Genomic DNA, 16,188 nt, shown 5'->3' with positions numbered 1-16,188 from the left:
GGGCCATGGCGCACGATCTCCCCGAGTGGGTGGCCGAGCTGACCGATCCCCGCCGGGCCGAGACGCTCGACGAGCTCGCCGACCGCCTCGTCCCCCTGGCCGAGCACGCCATCGACGTCTCCCGTCGATTGCAGGCGCAACTCAACGAGCTCAACGACCCGTTCAAGCGCGAGGCGCTGTACGGGCGGGTGGAACGCCTCAAGGCCCGCGTCGGCGAGGCCATGGAGGAGATCACCGCGGAGATCGCCGCGTCCGGGGAGGAGCGCATCGAGCGGGTCTTCGCCGACTGGACCGACCGCGCGGGCCCCGCCGGCGACGGCGACCGGGGCCGGGAGATGCGCCGCCGGCTCGACCGCGACGTCGTCCCGGCGCTGTCGCGGCAGCAGCAGGACGTCGCCGAGCGGGTCGCCGAGCGCACCTCCAAGGCCCTGGAGGAGGCGACGCAGCTGCTGCTCACCCGGGTCGAGGAGCTCGCCAGGGCGGTCACCGACCTGATCCACGACGTGCTCCCGCTGGCCCGCGAGGGGCTGACGCTCGCCAGCCGGATCTCGGCCCTGTCCGGCCACGCCCGCAAGGCGGGGCGGGGGCCGGTCCCGGCCGAGCTGAAGGACGCCGGAGCCGAGACGTCCCGGGCGTTCGACGAGGCCGTGGCGCGGCTGGAGCTGGAGTGGTCGGCGCTCGGCGCCCGGTCCGCGACCGTCCGGGCGGCGCTGCGCGGCGCGGAGGAGGCCGCGTTCAGCCAGGTCACCGAGGAGATGACCCGGTGCGTGGAGGAGCTCGCGCCCCGGCACGTGCAGGCGCTGAACGAGGCCGAGGCCAAGGCGCGCAGCCTGTTCGAGGAGTCGCGGGGCTAGACGGCCTGCGGGAAGCGGAACAGGCGCCCGGGGTCGTGGGCCGCCTTCACCTTCCTGAGCCGGTCCAGGTTGGGGCCGTAGTAGGCGCGGGCCCAGTCCTTCAGACCGGCGTCGATGTAGTTCACGTAGGCGGCGCCTCCCAGGTGGGGCTCCATCGCGGCGTGCGTGGCCGACAGCCAGGCGTCGTCAGGCGCCAGGTACTGGACGCAGAAGAGACCCTTGCGGTGCGGGAAGGCGGTGTCGCCCGGCCCGACGCGCGCGATCGCGGCGCCCATCGCGTCCATGAGGACCGAACGGTTCCCGACGTCGTTGCCCTTGTCGAACCGGGCGAGCAGAGCGCTGATCGCGTCGTCGGGCAGCGGCCTGTAGGCGATGTGCGACTTCCCCGAGTACTCGGTGCGGGGGAAGGCGCCGCCGGGACGCCGCCCCGGCAGGGCACCCCGCCCGTGGCACTGCTCGATCGACTGCCCGGCGCAGCCTCCCATGAACTTCATCGCGTCCATGTAGGGCCGGCTCTGGGCGGTGGTGGAGGCGGGATCCGCGCCCACGGCGGCCGTCAGGCGTTCCATGGGGCCGTCGGCGCCGGCGAGCGCGAGGCCCGTCACCTCGACGCCCGGAGCGCCCTGATCGGGGGCGGTGTCGAGGTGCAGGCTCGTCCAGACCTCGCCGGGCGCCGCCGGCGCCCAGCGCTGCCAGCCGCGCACCACGGCGGCCGCCTTCCGCCAGGGCCAGCGCATGCTGAACGGCGTCACGTCGCCGACCTCGTGCGTCCGGAACGTGAACGCCACCGCCACGCCGAAGTTGCCGCCGCCCCCGCCCCGGCACGCCCAGAACAGGTCCGGGTTCCGCTGCCCGTCGCAGGTCAGGACCCGTCCGTCCGCCGTGACGACCTGGACCTCCTCCAGGACGTCGCACGACAGCCCGTACGCGCGGGACGTCACGCCCAGCCCGCCGCCCAGCGTCAGCCCCGCCACGCCCACCGTGGGGCAGCTTCCGGACGGGACGCTCACACCGTCGCGGGCGAGCCCGTCGTAGAGGTCGATCAGCCGGGTCCCGGCCCCGACGGCCGCGCGGTCGCCGTCGCGCCTCACGCCGTCCATGGGGGAGACGTCGATCACGAGGCCCGGCCCCGTCGACCAGCCCGCGTAACTGTGCCCGCCGGACCGCACCGCCACCGGCATGCGCTTCACCGTGGCGAACGCCACGCATTCCGCGACGTCCTGCGGGGTCGCGCAGTAGGCGACGCCCGCCGGGCGGACCCGGTCGTAGCGCGGGATGTAGAGGCGCCTGGCCTCCTGGTAGGACGCGTCGGACGGGCGGACCAGCTTTCCTTCCAGGCCGCGTTCCAGGGCGTTCCAGTCGGCGGGGCCGGTCGGCATCGGCCTCGGCGGCGAGGACGGAGCCCGGCGCGGGCGGGGCCGCTCATCGGAGCACCCGGCGACGCCGAGCCCGCCAAGCCCGCCGAGCCCGCTGAGGGCCGCCGCCTTGAGCATCGCTCGCCGCTCCATGCGGCCATTGTCGCGCTAGATCACCTTTTGGCGGGCGGAATCCGCGGCGCCGCGGCCTATTCGGGCTCGCCCTCGCGGGCGGCGAGGAGGCGGCGCAGGGAGTCCAGGCGCGCCCGGCTGGCGTGGCCCTCCTCGACCCAGCCGTCCAGGCCGCAGTCGTCCTGGAGATGGTCGCAGCGGGGCGGGCAGCGTTCGGCGGCGCCCTCGGCGAGGTCGTCGAACGCGCCGAGCACGTTCTCCGGGTCGACGTGCGCGAGGCCGAAGCTGCGCACGCCCGGAGTGTCGATGATCCAGCCGTCGCCGCCGGGCAGCTCCAGCGCGAGCGCCGAGGAGGAGGTGTGGCGGCCCCGGCCGGTGACGGCGTTGACGTGGCTCACCGCGCGTTCGGCGTCCGGGACGAGGGAGTTCACCAGCGTCGACTTGCCGACGCCTGAGTGGCCCACGAGCACGCTCGTGCGGCCGGCGAGGCGGCGGCGCAGCTCACCGAGGTCGCCGCCGCGCTCGGTCACGACGTAGGGGACGCCGAGCGGCGCGTACTCGGCGACCAGGGCGTCCGGGGACGCGAGGTCGGCCTTGGTGAGGCAGAGCAGCGGGGCCATGCCGGCGTCGTAGGCGGCGACGAGCTGCCGGTCGATCATGCGGGGCCGCGGCTCGGGGTCGGCCAGCGCCGTCACGATGACCAGGCTGTCGGCGTTCGCGACGATGATCCGCTCGAACGGGTCGGTGTCGTCGGCGGTGCGGCGCAGCGCCGAGGTGCGCGGCTCGACCCGCACGATCCGGGCCAGGGTGTCCTGGGCGCCGGTGACGTCCCCGACCAGCGCGACGCGGTCGCCCACGACGACGCCCTTGCGGCCGAGCTCGCGGGCCCGCATCGCGGTGACGGCGCGCTCGTCGTCCGTGCCGGGGTCGGCCAGGCACCGGTAGCGGCCGCGGTCCACGGCCGTCACGAGGCCGGGCGAGGCGTCCTCGTGCGCGGGGCGGCGGCGGGTGCGCGGCCGCGACCCGCGGCGCCCGGGCCGCACCCGGACGTCGTCCTCGTCGTAGTCGTGTTTCCGTGCCAGTGGTCCGTTCCCTGCTGTCAGGCGGACGCCAGCATCGACGCCCACTGCCGGGTGAAGTCCGGAAGAGTCTTGCCGACGGTGCCCGGATTCTCCACTTCGATGCCGGGAACGGCCAATCCGAGCAGGGCCGCCGCCATCACCATCCGGTGGTCGTCGTAGGTGCGGAAGACGCCGCCGCGCAGCGGGCGCGGGCGGATCTCCAGGCCGTCGGGCAGCTCCCGGACGTCGCCGCCCAGCCCGTTGATCTCGGCGACCAGCGCGGCGAGCCGGTCGGTCTCGTGGCCGCGCAGGTGCGCGATCCCCGTCAGCCGGGACGGCGAGCCGGCGAGCGCCGCGAGGGCCGCGAGCACCGGCGTCAGCTCGCCGACCTCGTGCAGGTCGGCCTCCAGGCCGCCGAACCCGTCCCCGCCGCGCACGGTCAGCCCGTCCGGCCCGCGGGTCACCTCGGCGCCCATCGCGGCGAGGAGCTCCCGCAGCGCGTCGCCGGGCTGGGTCGTCTCGGCCGGCCAGTCCGGGACGGTGACGCGCCCGCCGGTGACCAGCGCCGCGCCGAGGAACTGCGCCGCGTTCGACAGGTCCGGCTCGATCACCACCTCGCCGCCGCGCAGCGGACCGGGCGCCACGCGCCAGACGTCGTGCCCCGCCTCGACCTCGGCGCCCGCCGCGCGCAGCATCTGGACGGTCATCGCCAGGTGCGGCGCCGACGGGACCGGCGGCCCCTCGTGCCTGACCTCCACGCCCTTGTCGAACCGCGGCGCGGCCAGCAGCAGCCCCGACACCAGCTGGGACGACGCCGACGCGTCGATCGTCACCCCGCCCCCGGCCACCGAGCCCGAGCCCCGGACGGTGAACGGGAGGGCGTCGCGCCCCCCGTCGTCGATCTCGGCGCCGAGGGCCCGCAGCGCCGTGATGATGGGGCCCATCGGCCGCTCGCGGGCTCGCGGGTCGCCGTCGACGAACACCTCGCCGGACGCCAGGGCGGCGACCGGCGGCAGGAACCGCATCACCGTCCCCGCCAGCCCGACGTCGACGCGCGCCGGGCCCTCCAGGCGCCCCGGCAGCACCTGCCAGTCGGCGGAGTCCTCCCCGACGCCGGCGCCGAGCGCGCGGAGGGCCCCCGCCATCAGCTCGGTGTCGCGGCTGTGCAGGGGCCGGGCGATGCGGGTGGGCGCCCCCGCGAGCGCGGCGAGGACCAGCGCCCGGTTGGTCATCGACTTCGAGCCGGGCAGCGGCACGGTGGCGTCCACCGGGGCATGGGCGACCGGGGCGGACCAGTGCGGAGAGGCCATGCCCCAAGGTTATCGGGCCGCCGCCGGAGAGAGCGGGACGATCGGGCGGCCCGCGGCGATCAGAAGGGCGATCAGAGGGGACGATCAGAGGGGACGATCAGAGGGGGATCGTCAGGAGCGTTCCGCCGCCGTCCAGGCGGACCTCGAAGTGGCCGATCTGCTGGCGGCTGAGCCCGGTCCCGCCCTGCATGACGAGCGGCTTGGGCTGGCCGGGGACGCCGTAGCCCTTGTCCGGGACGCTCCACCCGGCGACGACGCTGCGCTCGCCGGTCCGCGACACCGCCTCCAGGTGGCACTTCAGCGGCCCCCGGACGCCCTTCAGCTCCAGCCCGACCTGCGTGCCCCAGCCCTTGTCGACCAGCGCGACCGTCCCGGACGCGCCCGTGCTCGCGTCGGCCGCGTGGAACTTCTGGCCGGTGAGGGCCTGCGTCACGGGCGGCTTCGGGGCGGGGGCCTCGTCGTTCACGGCAGCGCCGATGCCGATGCCCGCGGCCAGCGCCGCGGCGGCGGCGGCCGTGCCCGCGAGGTACGCGCCGCGCCGGAACCGCTGGTCGGCCCGCCGCCTGCGCCGCATCATGTCGATCACCGGCGCCGGAGGCGCGGACGGCTCGCCGGCGCCCTCCCATCCGGGCCCGTCCGGGATCGGGCCGGCCGCCGCGGGTGACAGCCCGGACAGGGCGCCGGCCGCCCCGGACAGCTCCCCGAGCTCGGCCTGGCACGACCCGCATCCCCGCAGATGCGCCTCGAACGCCCGACGGTCGCCCTCTTCGAGAAGGCCCAGCGCGTACGCGCCGACATCGGTGTGCTCGACCTGGGAACTCATGACGTCACCCCCCTCTCCTCCAAGGCGACCCGCAAAGCGCGCAACGCGTAGTACACGCGGGACTTGACCGTCCCCACCGGGATGCCGAGGTGCTCGGCGGCCTGGTTCACCGTCCGGTCGCGCAGCACCGTCTCCGTCAGCGCCTGCCGGTGCGCGGGGGAGAGCGACTCCAGCGCCTCGGTCACCACGACCTTGCGCAGCAGCGCGTCCATCTCGTCCGCCATCGGGAGGTTCTCCAGGGGCCCGTCGCCGACCTCCGGCGGCCTGACCTCGCGCTGCCGCCGGTTGTCGATCACGATACGCCGGGAGACCGTGGCCAGCCACGGCATCAGCGAGGACGTCCGGTCGTCGAGCCGGTCCGCGCTGCGCCATGCCCGGATCATGGTCTCCTGCACCACGTCCTCGGCCCACGGGCGGTCGCCGCCCGTCAGCCGCAGGACGAACGCGAGGAGGGGCCGATGGTACTCGCGGTACAGCTCGGCCGCCATCTCCTCGTCGGCCGCGGTCTGCGCGGCCCGCGCCGCGCCGGGGCGGCGGAGCAGGCTGCGCAGGCCGCCGCCGGGGCGGCCGGTCGATCCGGGAACTGCCATGGCCGGGGCGTCTCCGTCGTGCTGGAAGGGCGGTCATCTGGCAGTACGGGACCGCCCCGGCCTTCGGTTCAACGCCCTTGAGACTCTTTTAAGGTTCTCTTCGGGAAGTCAGCGTTTGACGGCGTGCAGGGCCTTGCCCGCCTGGGCGGCGGTTCCGGCCTTGACCGTCCGGCCGGCCTTGGCGGCCTTCGCCGCCTGGGTCGCCGTCCCCGCCTTCACGGCCTGCCCCGCCCGCGCGGCCTTGCCCGGCTTGGAGGCGCGGCCGAGCTTGAACGCGCTCCCCGCGGCCAGGACGCCCTTGAGCGCGCCGCCGCCCCTGCCGCTCTTCCTGCCCCGGGCCTTGCCCGCCTTCCCGGCCGCCTTGCCCGCGACGAGGGCGCCGCCCGCGCCCGCGCTCTTGAGCGCGCCACCGGCCTTGCGGGCCGCCTTGCCTCCGGCCTTGCCGCCCGCCTTGCCGGCCTTCAGCGCGCCGCTCGCCGCCCCGGCGGCCGTGAGCGCGCCGCCCGCCTTGCCGCCCGCCTTGCCCAGCCGGAACATGCCGCCGGACTTGGCGGACTTGGCACGGCCGGACGCCTTGGCGGCCTTGCGCCCGCCCTCGGCGCGGGCGACGCGAACCTGACGGGACGCCTCGCGGCGTGCCTCCCGCAGCGTCGCGGCGGCCTCGCGGCGCATCGCCTTGGCCTCCGCGCCGCTCTTGATCTGCGTCTCCCGCACGGCGCGGCGCAGCTCGGCCGTGCGCGGCGCGCGGCGGGGCTCGGTCGCCACCATCAGCAGCGCGCCGAACAGGCCGGCGTTCTTCAGCAGGTGGGAGCGCTCGTTCGCGCGGCGTTCGGGGTCGTCCTCGGTCCAGTAGCGGTGCTCGGTCGCCAGCGCGGGGACGAGCTGGGCGGCGAGCACCAGCGTCGTGAGCCGCCGGAACTTCCCGGTCAGCAGCAGCGCGCCGGTGCCGAGGCTGAGCGCGCCCTGCATGCGGACGAGGGTCTCGGGGTCCTTCGGCAGCCAGTCGATCCGGTCGGCGACGGGCTTGACGGCCGGGCCCACCCGCTCGGCGCGTTCGCGCGGGTCGCGGAGTGCCTCCAGGCCGGTCATGATGTACGGCGCCGCCACGAACGGGCGGGCCAGGGTCGTGAAGGGTCGCATAGCCCGCTACATGCCCAGCGCGCCGCGCCTCAAGCGCGGCAGGATGGGACCCATGTGCGGACGCTACGCCACCTCCCGCGCGCGGCAGGAGCTCCTGGACGAGTTCCAGGTGCAGCTCGACGCGGTGGACGGGGACATCCAGGCCGACTACAACGTCGCCCCCACCAAACAGGTCCCGGTCGTGCTCGACCGGCGGCCGAAGGACGAGCCCGACGAGGCGGCCGCGGTGCGCCAGTTGCGCACGGTGCGGTGGGGGCTCGTGCCGTCCTGGGCCAAGGACCTGTCCATCGGGTCGCGCATGATCAACGCCCGGGTCGAGACGGTGCACGAGAAGCCGTCCTACCGCCGGGCGTTCGCCAAGCGCCGATGCCTGCTGCCCGCCGACGGCTACTTCGAGTGGTACACGCTGCAGGACCAGGGTGACGGGGCCGACCCGGCCGAGGGAGAGAAGAAGGCGAAGGGGAAGCCGCGGAAACAGCCGTACTTCATCCGCCCCAAGGACGGCGCGGTCATGGCGATGGCGGGCCTGTACGAGTTGTGGAAGTCACCCGAGGACGAGTGGGTGTGGACGTGCACCGTCATCACCACCAACGCGCCGGACGACCTCGGCCGCATCCACGACCGGATGCCGATGGTCGTCGAACCGGACCGGTGGGACGCCTGGCTGGACCCCGCGCTCACCGACACCGAGCAGGTGCGCGGCCTGCTCGTTCCCGCCATGGCCGGGACAATGGACGCCTATCCCGTCTCGAAGGCCGTCAACAACGTGCGGAACAACGGCCCGGAACTTATAGAACCGGCAAATTCCGGGGATGGTTCCGGTGACCATTCCGAGGGTCTCTTCTGACACGGGCCGCGCCGGAGGGTCCGGCGCCATTCCGCTCGGGGAGCGCTCCGGGCGCGACAATTCCGCCACGGCCGGCGTGACCGCGTGACCGCGTGACCGCGTGACGGCGTGACGTGCCGGCTAGCGCAGCCGGGCGCTCGCCAGGAGGTGGATGCCGAGCGACTCGTCGGTCTGGCGTGCGCCCATCTCGGTGCGGACGAGGCGCTGCAGCGCCCGCGGGGACTCGCCGAGGACGTGCTCGACGGTCGAGGGGGACAGCACCGTGCGCGGCCGGATCCACTCGACCTCCAGGCCGGCGTCGGCGAGCAGCTCGCGGAGCTGGTGGGCCGAGAACGAGCGGGTGATCGTCCCGTCCGGCCAGGGCACGAGGACGACCTCGGCGCTCGGGACGTCCGACAGGTGCGCCCAGTAGTTGCGCTCGGCCAGCAGCGCCATGCCGAGGGTGAGGGAGTCGACGCACAGCAGGACCCGGCCGCCGGGGCGCAGCACGCGGGCGATCTCGCCGATCGTCGCCTCGGTGGCCAGGTGCCGCGACAGCACGCGGTTCTCGGCGATCACGGCGTCCACGCAGGCGTCGGCGAGGTAGGACAGGGTGCCGGAGTCGGCGATCAGCGGGACCGTGCGGGCGGTCCGCCCCCCGGGGGTGCCGGGGCGGACCGGCGCCGGACGGCCCCGGCGCTCGGGGTCGCGCACCTCCAGCACCGTGTGGCCCGCCGCGGCCGCGCGGGCGGCGCTGTGCCCCTGCCCGCCCGAGATGTCGAGCACGCGGGACGGCCTGCGCGGCAGCCACCGGGTGAGCTGGGCGTCCGCCACCGCCTCGTAGAAGGTCCAGTAGCGCGCCAGGGAGTCCCCTGACCCGTCACCGGAGGTGTCCCGCAGGCTGGCGATGGTGGGCTCGGAAGGTCGCGCCGAAGGCACCGAGTGCACCAATTGCTCCTGTTCTAGCCGTGTACGTCACATCTTTCCCCGTCCGGGGCCGGTCATCACCCTGAGTGAGGGACGGGACCCGGCGACACGGTCGCGGAGCGCCCGCCCCCGCCCGGGAATCGGCGGGGGCGTTCCGGTGTTGCACCCTCTCACAGAGCAGCGAAAGCGGAGGTGCGAGCCGGATGACCACAGCCGTCGCCGATCAGCAGCGGAGAGCCGGCACGGCGGCGCCCCGCGGCGACGCGCGGGCCCCCGCCCGCGTCGGAGGGCCGCGCGGACCGATATCGTCTGTGGGGTCGATATCGTCTGAGGGGTATGGCGCCGCCCGGCCGGTCAAGGCCACGGGCGCCAGAGCCGAGGGGGTGGGTCAGGTACCGGGCACCGCGGAGACCGTGGAGCAGCGCCAGGAGCGCTTCCAGCGCGACGTGCTCCCGTTCTTGGACCAGCTGTATTCGGCCGCGCTGCGCATGACGCGCAACCCGGCCGACGCCGAGGACCTCGTCCAGGAGACGTTCGCCAAGGCGTTCGCGTCCTTCCACCAGTTCAAGGAGGGGACGAACCTCAAGGCCTGGCTGTACCGCATCCTGACCAACACGTTCATCAACACCTACCGCAAGCGGCAGCGCCAGCCGCAGCAGGCGGCCACCGACGACATCGAGGACTGGCAGATCGCGCGTGCCGAGTCGCACACGTCGAGCGGTCTGAAGTCGGCCGAGGCCGAGGCACTGGAGCACCTGCCCGACTCCGACGTCAAGCGGGCGCTCCAGGAGCTGCCGGAGGAGTTCCGGATCGCCGTCTACCTCGCCGACGTCGAGGGGTTCGCCTACAAGGAGATCGCCGAGATCATGGGCACGCCCATCGGCACGGTGATGTCCCGGTTGCACCGGGGCCGGCGCCAGCTGCGCGGCATGCTCGAGGACTACGCCGACGAGCGCGGGCTCACCCGCGCGAGCAGGGGGTCGACATGAGCTGCGGCAACCACCACGACACGCCCTGCGACGAGGTGCTCGCCCGCGTGTACACCTACCTCGACGGCGAGCTCGACCAGGGCGGCTGCGGCGAGGTGCGCCAGCACCTCGACGAGTGCGGCCCGTGCCTGCGCGAGTACGGCCTCGAAGAGGCCGTCAAGAAGCTCGTGAGCAAGTCGTGCGGGTGCGAGCAGGCCCCGACCGAACTGCGCGCCAAGGTGCTCGGCCGCATCGAGGAGATCTGCGGCGAGATCCAGGCGTCCGGGGCCGGCGAGGTCCCGGCGTCCGGTGGCGCCGGCAAGCCGGAGAGCGCCTGACCGCCGGTATCTTTCCGGTGTGCTGACACTCGTCACCGGCGCGGCCGGATTCATCGGGTCCCATCTCGTCGACAGGCTCCTCGCGGACGGCCACGAGGTCGTGGGAGTGGACGACATGTCGTCGGGCGCGAACGCCCGGCCCGGGGTCGAGCTGTGGGAGATGGACGTCGCCGACCCGGCGCTCGCCGAGCGGGCCGCGGCCCGCCGCCCCGAGGTGGTCTTCCATCTCGCCGCGCAGGTGAGCGTGCGGGTCAGCGTGGGCGACCCGCTGGGCGACGCCCGCACCAACGTGGTCGGGACGGCCAACGTCCTGGAGGCCGCGCGGGCGGCGGGCGCCCGCAAGGTCGTGTTCACCTCCAGCTGCGCCGTGTACGGGGTGCCGGACGCGCTGCCCGTCCCCCCGGACGCCGAGCTGCGCCCCGCGTCGCCGTACGCGGCCTCGAAGGTCGCCGGCGAGGTGTACGCCGGGATGTACCGGCAGCTGCACGGGATCGACTTCACGACGCTGACGCTGGCGAACGTCTACGGGCCGCGGCAGACCCCCGAGGGCGAGGCGGGGGTCGTCTCGATCTTCACGGACGCGCTGCTGGCGGGCCGTCCGACCCGGGTCTTCGGCGACGGCTCCCAGACCCGCGACTACGTCTACGTCGGTGACGTGGTCGACGCGTACGCCCGGGCCGCGGGGGAGGCGGGCGGCGGGCTGCGCCTCAACGTGGGCACCGGCCTGCAGACGACCGACCGCGAGCTGCACGCGCTCGTCGCCGAGGCGGCGGGGGCGCCGGACGACCCGGAGTTCGCGCCGCCCCGGCTGGGAGACCTGCCGGCGATGTCGGTCGATCCGCGCCGGACCCGGGAGGCGCTCGGCTGGGAGCCGGCCGTCGGCCTGCCCGAAGGGCTTGCGGAGACGGTCGCCTGGGCGCGGGAACGGAACCCCGCGCGCCGCTGATTGGTCCACGCTTTCTCCAACTCCGGGGCCTCGTTCGCCGACCTTTAAGGAATTAGGTGGATGCATTTGCGGATGCACGTGCATTCATGATGTGCAGCGGGATTGTGCAGCCGGTTTGTGCAGGCGGTTTGTGCAGGCTGGAGAGAGGGCCGATGATTGGATTTTCAACCAGGACAATTGATCACCTAAGGTGACGATTGGTTCACGCTTTGCTCACGTTTTCCTGCACGCCTGTGTGACCTGGGCAGTCCGCGTTAGGCTTATGCCGAAATCAGTGACGGAGCGCGTGCACTCCGAGGAATTCGGGGTACGTGCTCGCCCGGGAGACCTGGACCGCACCGGTCCCGGTGGCCGGCCGCGAGGCCGGTCGGCCCGGCTCGGCTGGGGGGAGGCAAGGAGCCATGCACAAGCGCGTGACACCGCATGGACACGGGCGGCGCCTGAGCGTCCCGTCGTCGTCGTCGCTGATGATGACCAAGGGCGTGTCCTGGGTCTAGGTGCCGGCTGGCACGTGTGAGCCCGGTGGCGGCCTGCCAACTCGTCACTCCCCGAGGGGCGGCAATGCGTGGACTACCTCTCGCTGCCTGGGCGTACGTCTGCGGTGTGGTCGCGCTCGCGGCGGGCCTCATCGCGACGTCGTCCTTCACGGATATCGACTGGACGAAGCTCGCCGTCCTGGCGCTGCTGTTCCTGATCTGCGACTCGGCGCCCGCGCGGCTGAACATCACGCGGGCCAGGGTGTCGCTGAGCTTCGCCGCCAGCCTGGCGTCGGTGGTGCTGCTCGGCCCGGTCGGCGCCGCGCTGCTCGGCCTCTGCGCGCTGGTCACCGGGCAGCGGATCTTCGCCCCGGTCAAGCGGCTCTTCAACGGCGCGCAGTTCGCGCTCAGCGGCTTCATGGCCGGGACGGTGTTCAACCTCCTCGACGGCGACCGGTTCCACCCCGAGAAGGCCCGCTGGGTCGAGAACGTCATCGGGCCGTTCCTCGGCGCGCTGGTCGCCTTCGTCCTGGTGAACCTGACGCTGATGGCGGGGGTGCTGCTGCTCAGCCGGCAGGCCTCGCCGCGCGAGCTCCTGCGCGAGAGCGGCCAGCTCGCGATCGGCTGCCTCGGCTACGGCATGGTCGGCCTGCTGATCGCCGGGCTCTGGCCGCGGGTGGGCCTGTTCGCGGCGATCCTCGTCCTGCTCCCGCTGTTCATCGCCCGCTGGGCCATGGACCAGGCGTACGCGCAGCAGCAGGCGCACGCCGCGACGCTCGCCGCGCTGTGCCAGGCGGTCGAGACCAAGGACTTCTACACCCGCGGCCACTCCGAGCGCGTCTCCCGCGGCTCGGTGATGATCGCCCAGGAGATCGGGATGCGCGCGGACCGGGTCGAGGCCATCCGGTACGCGGGGATGCTGCACGACGTCGGCAAGCTCGGCGTCCCGACCAAGGTGCTGCAGAAGTCCGGCTCGCTCACCGAGGAGGAGTTCGCCGCGATCCAGCTGCACCCGATGCGCGGGCTGGAGATCGTCCGCGAGATCGGCTTCCTGGACGAGGCGCTCGCCGGCATCATGCACCACCACGAGAAGATGGACGGGCGCGGCTACCCGATGGGCCTCGCGGGCGACGAGATCCCCGAGTTCGCCCGGGTCATCTCCGTCGCCGACGCGTTCGACTCGATGACCTCGACGCGCTCCTACCGGGCCGCCCGCACCAAGGACGAGGCCGTCGAGGAGCTGCGCCGCGGGATGGGCGACCACTTCGACCCCGCGATGGTGGAGGCGTTCCTGCGGGCGCTGGAGCGGGAGGGCTGGGAGCCGCCGCGGCCGGTCGTGCTGCCCGACGACGACGTCGTCGAGACCACCCAGCAGGACCACGACGACCCGAGCGCGCCGCTGCGCGTCGCCGGCGGCGACGGGGTGCGCCAGTGAGGGGGCGGCGGTGAGCGGGGAGGCGCGCGCCCGCGACCGGGCCGCGTGGCAGACCATCGACTCCGGCCAGCTCCTGCTGATCGCCACCGCCGGGCTGTTCGTCATCGTCGCGATCGCCGAGGTCGGGTCCGTCGGGCTGCGCCAGCCCGACGTGGCGATCATCTTCGGCGTGCTGATCGCGCTCGGCGAGCTGTTCCGCATGGTGATGCCGGGCAACCGGGAGGTCGCGCCGATCGCCAGCGCCGGCGCGATGGGGTACGCGATGCTGGTCGGCGTCGGCCCGGAGGGCGCCGCGCCGGACGCGCCGCTCGGCGTCGTGGCCGCCGAGCACTCCGCGCTCCAGGTCGTCGCGGTCGCCGCGGCCGGGATGCTGGTCGGCTCGCTGCCGCACATCGCGGTCGGCCGGTCGCCGCGGCCCGACGCGATGGCGCGGCGGCTGTTCACGGTCGCGGTCGTCGCGCTGTGCTTCCGGCCGCTGCTGTCCCTGCACCTGCCCTGGCAGCTGCTGCTGGCCGTCATGTGCTTCGTCGTGGTGCTGTCCTGCTTCACCGACATGCTGATCGCCGCGATGATCCGCGCGGAGGCCGTGCGGGCGCGGTTCGGCATCGCGCTGCGCGACGAGATCGACGCGAAGATGGCGCTGTGCGCCGCGACCAGCGCGACCGCCATGCTCATCGCGGTCTCCACGACGGCGATGGGCGAGGCCGCGCTGCTGATCTTCACGGTGCCGATCCTGGTGACGCAGTTCGCGTTCCGCCGCTACGCCGGGATCCGCGCCACCTACCTGCAGACCGTCCGGGCGCTGTCGCGCGTCACCGAGGTCGGCGGCTACGTGGAGGCGGGGCACTCGCACCGGGTGTCCAAGCTCGCGGTGGCGATGGGGCGCGAGCTCGGGATGTCGGAGGAGGAGCTGCTCGAACTGGAGTACGCCGCCCTCATGCACGACATCGGGCAGCTGTCGCTCGGCGACCCGATCCCCGGCGGCGCGACGGTGCTGGCGTCCCCGGCCGAGCAGCGCCGCATCGCCGAGCTCGGCGCCGAGGTGATCAAGCAGACCGGCGTCCTGGACCGGGTCGCGCACATCGTCCAGCTGTCGTCGCACCCCTACCGGACGGGGCGCGAGCCGTCCGGCGACTCCGGGGAACGGCCGCTCCCGCCGCCGCTCGCCGGCCGCATCATCAAGGTCGCCAACGCCTACGACGACCTGGTCGGCGACTCCGCCGACCGCGACCGGGGCGCCGCCGTGCTGGAGAGGCTGCGACTGGACTCGGCCTCCGAGTACGACCCGACGGTGGTGGAGGCGCTCAGCCGGGTCGTGGACCGGGGGCCCCGCCAGTAGAGCCCGTGGGCCGCCGCCACGGCGAGCGTGACGGCGGCGGCCGCCGTCCAGAGCAGCAGGGCGCCGAGGTGCTGGTCCTCCAGCGGTGACGCGCCCCAGCGGCGGCCGAGGTGCTCGTACCAGCCGCCGAGGACGGTCCCGTTCCGCGCCAGGGCGGTCCCGGCGATGGCGTGGAGCGGCAGGAGGGCGAGCGGCATCGGCGTCCCGGTCGTCCCGTGGAAGTAGGCGAGCCCGGCGGCCAGGAAGGCGGCCAGCGCCAGCGAGTGCAGGGCGTGGTTGCCGAGGGACGCCCCGAACAGCGGCGAGCCGTAGAACGCGTAGAGGCTGAGCAGGAGCAGCACGGACGCCGCGGCCGGGTCCGTGAGCACCCGTACTGCCCGGCATCCGGCAGCGGCGGCGAGCAGGGCCCCGCCCTCTCCGCGCGCCGCCTCCAGCGCCAGCCGGAGAGGCGCCCCGTGGAGCAGCAGCACCGGCGCCACCAGGCCGATCAGAACGTGCTGGACGGCATGGGCGCTGAACAGGACCATGCTGTACCGGGAGAGCCCGCCGCAGGACGCGAGAAGGACGACGAGGAGCCCGGCGGCCCAGGACAGGCTCCGCCGGCGCGGCCAGCCGCGCACCCGCGCGACGCCCGTCCCGTACAGGACGGCGCCGCCGACGACGAGCACGAGGAACGGCGGGTCGATCCACCAGTCGAGCAGGAGCGGCCCGGCCCCGGCGGGACCGGGCAGCGGGAACCCGAGCCGCAGCGCGACGACGTCCAGCGTGCCCGGCGCGACCTCCGGCGGCGGCGTGCGGGACAGGCCGGTCGCGAGCGCCATCGCCGCCGCCATCACGAGGACCTCGACGGCGCCGAGCCGCAGGAAGGGCCGCGCGCCCCTCCCGCCGCGCAGGGCGGGCAGGGTGGCGCGGCGGTGCCGCCAGCCGATCGCGCCGAGCACGGCGAACGCGGCGGCTTTCGCGACGACGAGCGCCCCGTACCGCGATCCGAGGTGGGGTCCGCCGAGCCGCACCCACGCGTTGACCGCGCCGCTGGCGCCGACGACGGCGAACGACACCAGCGCCAGCCGGCTGTAGCGCTCCGCGACGCGGGGAAGCCGGTCGCCGACCGCCGGGGCGAGGGTGACCAGGGCGACCAGGCCGCCGGTCCACAGCGCGACGCCCGCGATGTGGGCGACCAGGCTGTAGACGGCGAGGGCGTGGTCCGCGCCGCTCGCGGCATGCCCGGTGAACAGCGGCGGCAGCATCCCGGCGAGCGCGCCCGCCAGCAGGTACCCGGCCCCGCCGGCGGCGCGGGGGAGCCTCGCCGCGACCGACACGGCGGCCGTGGCGGCGAGGACGAGGAGGAGGGCCCGCCCCTGCGGCAGCTCGACGAGGAACGTTCGCATCATGTCGCCGGTGACCTTGGTGACGCCCACGCCGAACAGGTCGAGGACGGTGCACACGATCAGCGCCAGCGTGCACGCCGCCCAGGCCGCGGCGGTGAGCGACGCGGCGCGCAGGCACTTCCGCGCGGCGGGCGTGCCGGGCACGAACACGGCCGCGACCAGCAGCCATCCGACCGTCAGGACGGCGGCGGCGTTACCGCCCAGCCGCGCCGTCACCAGGCCGGTCTTGGCCAGCGCGCCCGCCTGGGAGAGCCCCGGCGCCGCGGTCTCGCTGAACGCG

Annotated in this window: 14 protein-coding genes and 1 pseudogene; 7 read left to right on the top strand and 8 right to left on the bottom strand. The window is 74.4% G+C overall.

What is annotated here, in order from left to right; translation table 11 throughout:
- Positions 1 to 5 precede the first annotated feature (5 nt).
- A complete protein-coding gene (locus AB0C87_RS01055) occupies positions 6 to 854 on the top strand; it encodes a hypothetical protein (protein WP_345184957.1) in 849 nt (282 codons plus the stop codon).
- Here AB0C87_RS01055 and AB0C87_RS01050 read toward each other — a convergent pair.
- From AB0C87_RS01050 to AB0C87_RS01025, 6 genes are all read right to left on the bottom strand, one after another.
- Entirely contained in the window at positions 851 to 2,362 is a 1,512-nt protein-coding gene (locus AB0C87_RS01050; RefSeq protein ID WP_353831780.1) for an FAD-binding protein, read from the bottom strand. The genes AB0C87_RS01055 and AB0C87_RS01050 overlap by 4 nt on opposite strands.
- 56 nt (positions 2,363 to 2,418) lie before the next feature.
- Entirely contained in the window at positions 2,419 to 3,423 is a 1,005-nt protein-coding gene (gene rsgA / locus AB0C87_RS01045; protein WP_345185038.1) for a ribosome small subunit-dependent GTPase A, read from the bottom strand.
- A 17-nt stretch (positions 3,424 to 3,440) separates the two neighbouring features.
- Complete coding sequence (gene aroA / locus AB0C87_RS01040) at positions 3,441 to 4,712, bottom strand: 3-phosphoshikimate 1-carboxyvinyltransferase (RefSeq protein WP_345184961.1); 1,272 nt, start codon at positions 4,710 to 4,712, stop codon at positions 3,441 to 3,443.
- A 97-nt stretch (positions 4,713 to 4,809) separates the two neighbouring features.
- Positions 4,810 to 5,535, bottom strand: coding sequence for a zf-HC2 domain-containing protein (locus tag AB0C87_RS01035; RefSeq protein ID WP_360348208.1), 726 nt, complete (start codon positions 5,533 to 5,535; stop codon positions 4,810 to 4,812).
- A complete protein-coding gene (locus AB0C87_RS01030) occupies positions 5,532 to 6,023 on the bottom strand; it encodes a sigma-70 family RNA polymerase sigma factor (protein WP_218826252.1) in 492 nt (163 codons plus the stop codon). Before AB0C87_RS01030 ends, AB0C87_RS01035 begins: the two co-directional genes overlap by 4 nt.
- A gap of 210 nt (positions 6,024 to 6,233) precedes the next feature.
- Complete coding sequence (locus AB0C87_RS01025) at positions 6,234 to 7,265, bottom strand: DoxX family membrane protein (protein ID WP_345184965.1); 1,032 nt, start codon at positions 7,263 to 7,265, stop codon at positions 6,234 to 6,236.
- Positions 7,266 to 7,317: 52 nt separating this feature from the next.
- Here AB0C87_RS01025 and AB0C87_RS01020 point away from each other — a divergent pair, with 52 nt between their 5' ends.
- The gene (locus AB0C87_RS01020) at positions 7,318 to 8,112 is read left to right on the top strand and encodes an SOS response-associated peptidase (RefSeq protein WP_345184968.1); all 795 of its coding nucleotides are present in this window, start codon (positions 7,318 to 7,320) and stop codon (positions 8,110 to 8,112) included.
- Positions 8,113 to 8,232: 120 nt separating this feature from the next.
- Here the strand turns inward: AB0C87_RS01020 and AB0C87_RS01015 are convergent, their stop codons facing one another.
- The gene (locus tag AB0C87_RS01015; protein WP_353831784.1) at positions 8,233 to 9,039 is read right to left on the bottom strand and encodes a methyltransferase domain-containing protein; all 807 of its coding nucleotides are present in this window, start codon (positions 9,037 to 9,039) and stop codon (positions 8,233 to 8,235) included.
- Between the two features lie 182 nt (positions 9,040 to 9,221).
- On the opposite strand from AB0C87_RS01015, the gene AB0C87_RS01010 reads away from it, so the two are divergent.
- The 5 genes from AB0C87_RS01010 to AB0C87_RS00990 all read left to right on the top strand — a co-directional run bounded on the left by AB0C87_RS01010 (position 9,222) and on the right by AB0C87_RS00990 (position 14,520).
- Positions 9,222 to 10,007 carry a sigma-70 family RNA polymerase sigma factor gene (locus AB0C87_RS01010; RefSeq protein ID WP_353831785.1) on the top strand — a complete coding sequence of 262 codons (786 nt, stop codon included), beginning with the start codon at positions 9,222 to 9,224 and terminating at the stop codon, positions 10,005 to 10,007.
- Positions 10,004 to 10,324 carry a mycothiol system anti-sigma-R factor gene (rsrA, locus tag AB0C87_RS01005; protein WP_345184974.1) on the top strand — a complete coding sequence of 107 codons (321 nt, stop codon included), beginning with the start codon at positions 10,004 to 10,006 and terminating at the stop codon, positions 10,322 to 10,324. The genes AB0C87_RS01010 and rsrA overlap by 4 nt, the downstream gene beginning before the upstream one ends.
- Before the next feature lie 19 nt (positions 10,325 to 10,343).
- Complete coding sequence (locus AB0C87_RS01000) at positions 10,344 to 11,270, top strand: NAD-dependent epimerase/dehydratase family protein (RefSeq protein ID WP_345184976.1); 927 nt, start codon at positions 10,344 to 10,346, stop codon at positions 11,268 to 11,270.
- 561 nt (positions 11,271 to 11,831) lie between these two features.
- Positions 11,832 to 13,181 carry an HD-GYP domain-containing protein gene (locus tag AB0C87_RS00995; protein ID WP_345184980.1) on the top strand — a complete coding sequence of 450 codons (1,350 nt, stop codon included), beginning with the start codon at positions 11,832 to 11,834 and terminating at the stop codon, positions 13,179 to 13,181.
- Between the two features lie 10 nt (positions 13,182 to 13,191).
- The gene (locus tag AB0C87_RS00990; protein WP_345184982.1) at positions 13,192 to 14,520 is read left to right on the top strand and encodes an HD domain-containing phosphohydrolase; all 1,329 of its coding nucleotides are present in this window, start codon (positions 13,192 to 13,194) and stop codon (positions 14,518 to 14,520) included.
- Between the two features lie 50 nt (positions 14,521 to 14,570).
- On the opposite strand, the pseudogene AB0C87_RS00985 reads toward AB0C87_RS00990, so the two are convergent.
- Positions 14,571 to 15,767: pseudogene (locus AB0C87_RS00985) on the bottom strand (cytochrome c oxidase assembly protein); the annotation flags it as partial.
- Positions 15,768 to 16,188: the final 421 nt, after the last annotated feature.

Source organism: Actinomadura sp. NPDC048021 (genome assembly GCF_040653135.1).
Taxonomy (GTDB): domain Bacteria; phylum Actinomycetota; class Actinomycetes; order Streptosporangiales; family Streptosporangiaceae; genus Spirillospora; species Spirillospora verrucosospora.
This window is presented reverse-complemented; position numbering and strand designations above follow the sequence as displayed.